Source organism: Protofrankia symbiont of Coriaria myrtifolia, from assembly GCF_900634755.1.
GTDB lineage: Bacteria > Actinomycetota > Actinomycetes > Frankiales > Frankiaceae > Protofrankia > Protofrankia coriariae.
The window spans coordinates 1-5,038 of record NZ_CAAAFS010000180.1 but is presented as its reverse complement, the minus strand read 5'-3'; the positions used below and the strand labels follow the sequence as shown (position 1 = coordinate 5,038).

At 69.3% G+C, this 5,038-nt stretch carries 3 protein-coding genes and 1 pseudogene; 3 read left to right on the top strand and 1 reads right to left on the bottom strand.

Annotated elements, in window-relative coordinates; all coding sequences use genetic code 11:
• Positions 1–390, top strand: a pseudogene (locus CM1CMNOD_RS10160) (tRNA (adenine-N1)-methyltransferase); the annotation flags it as partial.
• A 203-nt stretch (positions 391–593) separates the two neighbouring features.
• Here the strand turns inward: CM1CMNOD_RS10160 and CM1CMNOD_RS23015 are convergent.
• Positions 594–842, bottom strand: a complete 249-nt coding sequence (locus tag CM1CMNOD_RS23015) for a ferredoxin (protein WP_013873563.1) — start codon at positions 840–842, stop codon at positions 594–596.
• 285 nt (positions 843–1,127) lie between these two features.
• Between CM1CMNOD_RS23015 and arc the strand changes: the two genes are divergently transcribed.
• A complete protein-coding gene (arc, locus tag CM1CMNOD_RS10150; protein WP_013873562.1) occupies positions 1,128–2,933 on the top strand; it encodes a proteasome ATPase in 1,806 nt (601 codons plus the stop codon).
• A gap of 559 nt (positions 2,934–3,492) precedes the next feature.
• Positions 3,493–5,010 (top strand): depupylase/deamidase Dop, encoded by a 1,518-nt coding sequence (gene dop, locus CM1CMNOD_RS10145; protein WP_275452055.1) that lies wholly within the window; start codon positions 3,493–3,495, stop codon positions 5,008–5,010.
• Positions 5,011–5,038 lie beyond the last annotated feature (28 nt).

Here is a 5,038-nt window from a genome sequence, read left to right as displayed (position 1 = left end):
CGGGACATCGACCGGGTGGTCCTGGACATGCTGGCCCCCTGGGAGGTGCTGGGCACGGTCAGCGCGGCGCTGGTGCCCGGCGGGGTCGTCTGCGCCTACGTCGCCACCACCACGCAGCTGGCCCGCGTCGTCGAGGAGCTGCGGGCCCACGGCGCGTTCGCCGAGCCGGCCGCCTGGGAGTCGATGACGCGCACCTGGCACGTGGACGGGCTGGCGGTGCGCCCCGATCACCGCATGGTCGGCCACACCGGCTTCCTCGTGACGGCCCGGCGGCTGGCCGACGGTGTCACCGCCCCGCCGCGGCGGCGACGGCCCGCCAAGGGCGCGCGTCCCGAGGAGGCACAGATTTCCGGAGCGGTCCAGACAGCCGCCCCGGTGTCGGATTCCTGACGCCGGTACCGCCCGGATGTCGGATCCCCGACATCCGGATGCCCGGCTTTCGTGACGCTGAGAACACCGGGACGCTCCCGGCTCCCGTCCGGCGCCCGATCGGCTGAGATGTTCCCGGGGTGCCGCCGGGCGCCGGATGCCGGTGCACCCGACACCCGATGGGGCAGTGCGCCCGGGTGGGACAGTGCGCCCGGGTGAGACGGTCAGGAGCCGGGGCCGGCCTCGAGGGTCCCGTCGGGGCGTTCGACGTAGATGCAGTTGCCCGGGCAGTCGTCCGCGGCGGCCACGACGTCGTCCACCAGCGGCAGCGGTACCGGCGCCGACGCGCCGGCCTGGGTGCGCAGCTCGCCGTCGGAGCCCTTGACGTATGCCAGACCGTCAATGTCGAACTCGAACACGGTCGGGGCGAGTTGGACGCAGAGGCCGTCGCCGGTGCACGCGCCCTGGTCCACACGTACTCGCAACGTCGAGGGCGCTGCCGTGGACCCCGCCGAGGAGGCCGCCGTGGACCCTGCTGCGGGCGCTGTCGCGGGCCTCGTCGTGGGCGCTGTCGAGGGCGTCGATGCCTCAGGGAAATTCGTGGGCGTTGCCACAGGGCTCCGATCGTCTGTCACCATGGCACCGTAACTCGCTGTTTACGCCAAAGCAGGCCCGTAGTCGTCAGACCGGCGTGCCAGCGGCGGTCACAACGGTAGTGTTGGGTGCGTCCCGGTCAGCACGGGGGAGGTGGAGGCGCGGTGTCCGGTCCCCGTTCGGGCTCTGGCTCCGGTGGGAGTTCGGGCCGTCCAGGTGATGGTGATCCACGAGCATCGGCGTACGAGAAAGAAGTACACGAGCTCACAACACAGGTCGCTTTCCTCGAGGAGGAGGTGGCGATGCTGCGGCGCAGGCTCAACGAGTCGCCGCGGCAGGTTCGCGTGCTTGAGGAGCGACTGGCCGAGGCCCAGGCGGACCTCGCCGGCCTCAGCGGGCAGAACGACAAGCTCGTGGCCACACTGCGCGAAGCTCGTGATCAGATCATCGCCCTGAAGGAAGAAGTCGACCGACTCGCCCAGCCGCCCAGCGGCTACGGGATCTTCATCGGGTCGTACGACGACGGCACGGTCGACGTGTTCACCCAGGGGCGCAAGCTGCGGGTGACGGTGTCGCCGAACGTCGGCGTCGACGATCTGAGCCCTGGGCAGGAGGTCATGCTCAACGAGGCCCTCAATGTCGTCGACGCGCGCGCGTTCGAGCGTCATGGCGAGATCGTCCTGCTCAAGGAGGTCCTGGAAAGCGGTGACCGGGCTCTGGTCATCGGCCACACCGACGAGGAACGCGTGGTCCTGCTCGCCCGGCCGCTGCTGGAGGGGCACCTGCGGGCCGGCGACTCGTTGTTGATCGAGACCCGGTCGGGGTACGCGTTCGAGCGCATCCCCAAGTCCGAGGTGGAGGAGCTGGTCCTCGAGGAGGTACCGGACATCGGCTACGAGCAGATCGGCGGCCTCAAGGGCCAGATCGAGTCGATCCGGGACGCCGTCGAACTGCCGTTCCTCTACAAGGATCTCTTCCTCGAGCACAAGCTGAAGCCCCCGAAGGGCGTCCTGCTCTACGGCCCGCCCGGCTGTGGCAAGACGCTCATCGCCAAGGCGGTGGCCAACTCGCTGGCGAAGAAGGTCGAGGCCCAGACCGGCCAGGGCAGCGGCCGGGCGTTCTTCCTGAACATCAAGGGCCCCGAGCTGCTGAACAAGTACGTCGGCGAGACCGAGCGGCAGATCCGGCTGGTGTTCCAGCGGGCGCGGGAGAAGGCGTCCGAGGGCATGCCGGTGATCGTGTTCTTCGACGAGATGGACTCGATCTTCCGGACCCGCGGGTCCGGGGTGTCCTCGGACGTCGAGAACACGATCGTCCCGCAGCTGCTCAGCGAGATCGACGGTGTCGAACAGCTCGAGAACGTGATCGTGATCGGCGCGTCCAACCGTGAGGACATGATCGACCCGGCGATCCTGCGCCCGGGCCGACTGGACGTCAAGATCAAGGTGGAGCGTCCGGACGCCGAGGCGGCCAAGGACATCTTCGCCAAGTACGTCACGCCCGATCTGCCGCTGCACGCCGAGGACCTCGCCGAGAACGGCGGCAGCCGGGAGGCGACCTGCCAGGGCATGATCCAGCGGGTCGTCGAGCGGATGTACGCCGAGAGCGAGGAGAACCGCTTCCTCGAGGTCACCTACGCCAACGGTGACAAGGAGGTCCTGTACTTCAAGGACTTCAACTCGGGCGCGATGATCGAGAACATCGTCGCCCGGGCGAAGAAGATGGCGGTCAAGGAACTCATCGAGGGGGGCGTCAAGGGGCTGCGCATGCAGCACCTACTCAACGCCTGCGTCGACGAGTTCAAGGAGAACGAGGACCTGCCCAACACGACCAACCCGGACGACTGGGCACGGATCTCCGGCAAGAAGGGCGAGCGGATCGTCTACATCCGCACGCTCATCACCGGGACCAAGGGCACCGAGGCCGGCCGGTCCATCGACACGATCGCCAACACGGGCCAGTACCTGTAAGTCGGTCGGCCCAGCCGATCGGAGGAAGAGACCGGAAGGCAGACGGAGCGGGGCCCGGCCCCGGGGCGCCCACGCCAGGGTGTCCCAGAGCCGGGCCCCGCGCTCCGTCTCGGTTTCCCCTCGGTGTCCTCCCGGTGTCCTCTCCTCGGTGTGCGCAGAGCCGCGAGGGAGCATCGGGGAGCGCGGCGAGGGAACGGCGAAGAAACACAGCCACGGGTCTCTTCCGGGTACGCAGGACGTTCCGCCGAGGGCGGGAGAAGCGGGGGATTCCCTGCTCTCCCGCCCTCGGCGTTGACGGGGCGCGGCACGCGCCCGGGCCGGGCGGGGCGGACGTCGAGGGCATCGAGGATGCGCCGAGGGAGCTCCGAGGGAGTGGATGTAAACGATTTCCCTGGGCGTTCCGCGGGCGCGGCACGCTCCCGGGCCAGGGTTTTCCGGTCCTCAGCGGGCCATCGATGGGGTATTTGGTCCGTATTTCTAGAGGTTTGTCAGGCAGTCACCGAAGGTCACCCGTCCGGTCCAGGTCTCAGTGCGGGCTCAAAGCACCTACGCTGACAGTGTGAGCGTTCGCCGGATCATGGGAGCCGAGACCGAGTACGGCGTCTCGGTGCCCGGTCAGCCAACCACCAACCAGATGCTTGCCTCGTCGCTGGTGGTCAATTCCTACGCCAGCCGACAGGCGACCGGCGGCAGCCGGGCCCGGTGGGACTTCGAGGAGGAGTCGCCACTGCGCGACGCGCGGGGCTTCGAGCTGCCCCGCGAGCCGGTGGTCGATCCGTCCGCGCCCGCCAACGAGGACGACCTGGGCCTGGCCAATGTCATCCTCACCAACGGCGCCCGCCTCTACGTCGACCATGCCCACCCGGAGTACTCCACGCCCGAGGTGACCAACCCGCGCGACGTGGTGCTGTGGGACAAGGCCGGCGAGCGGGTGATGGCCGAGGCCGCCCGGCGGGCGCTGTCCGTGCCGAACACCATGCCGGTGCACCTGTACAAGAACAACACGGACAACAAGGGCGTCTCCTACGGCTGCCACGAGAACTACCTGATGGCCCGGTCCACGCCGTTCGGCGACATCGTGCGCCATCTGATCCCGTTCTTCGTCTCCCGGCAGGTCGTCTGCGGCGCCGGCCGGGTCGGCATCGGAGTGGACGGCCGGGAGGCCGGCTTCCAGCTCAGCCAGCGGGCCGACTTCTTCGAGGTCGAGGTCGGCCTGGAGACCACCCTGAAGCGTCCGATCATCAACACCCGGGACGAGCCGCACGCAGACCCGGAGAAGTACCGCCGGCTCCATGTGATCATCGGCGACGCGAACATGAGCGAGATCTCGACCTACCTCAAGGTCGGCACCACCTCGCTCGTGCTCGCGATGATCGAGGACTCCTGGCTCGACGTCGACCTCAGCGTCGACAACCCGGTGAGCAGTCTGCGGGCGGTCTCCCACGACCCGTCCCTGCGCCACCTGCTGACGCTCGGCGACGGCCGGAAGATGACCGCCGTCCAGCTGCAGATGGAGTACCTCGAGCAGGCCCGCAAGTACGTCGAGGACCGCTTCGGCACCGACCCGGACGCGCAGACCGCGGACGTGCTCTCCCGCTGGGAGTCCGTCCTGGTGCGTCTTGAGGACGACCCGATGAGCTGCTCCCGGGAGCTGGACTGGGTCGCCAAGCTCGCCATCCTCGAGGGCTACCGGGCGCGGGACGGGGTGGGCTGGGACGCTCCCCGGCTCCAGCTGGTCGACCTGCAGTACTCCGACGTGCGGCCCGACCGCGGCCTGTACAACCGGCTGGTGGCGCGCGGCCGGGTCGATCTGCTGCTCACCGAGGACGAGATCGTCCGCGCCATGACCGAGCCGCCGCACGACACCCGGGCGTTCTTCCGGGGCCGCTGCCTGGCGCTGTACCCGCAGCAGGTGGCCGCCGCCTCCTGGGACTCGGTCATCTTCGACATCGGCCGCGACTCCCTGCAGCGGGTGCCGACCCTGGAGCCGCTGCGCGGGACGAAGGCGCACGTCGGCGAGCTGCTCGCCCGCTGCCCGACCGCGCTGGACCTCGTGGACGCCCTCACCGGCGGCTGACCGGGACCACCCACAGCCTCCACCAAAC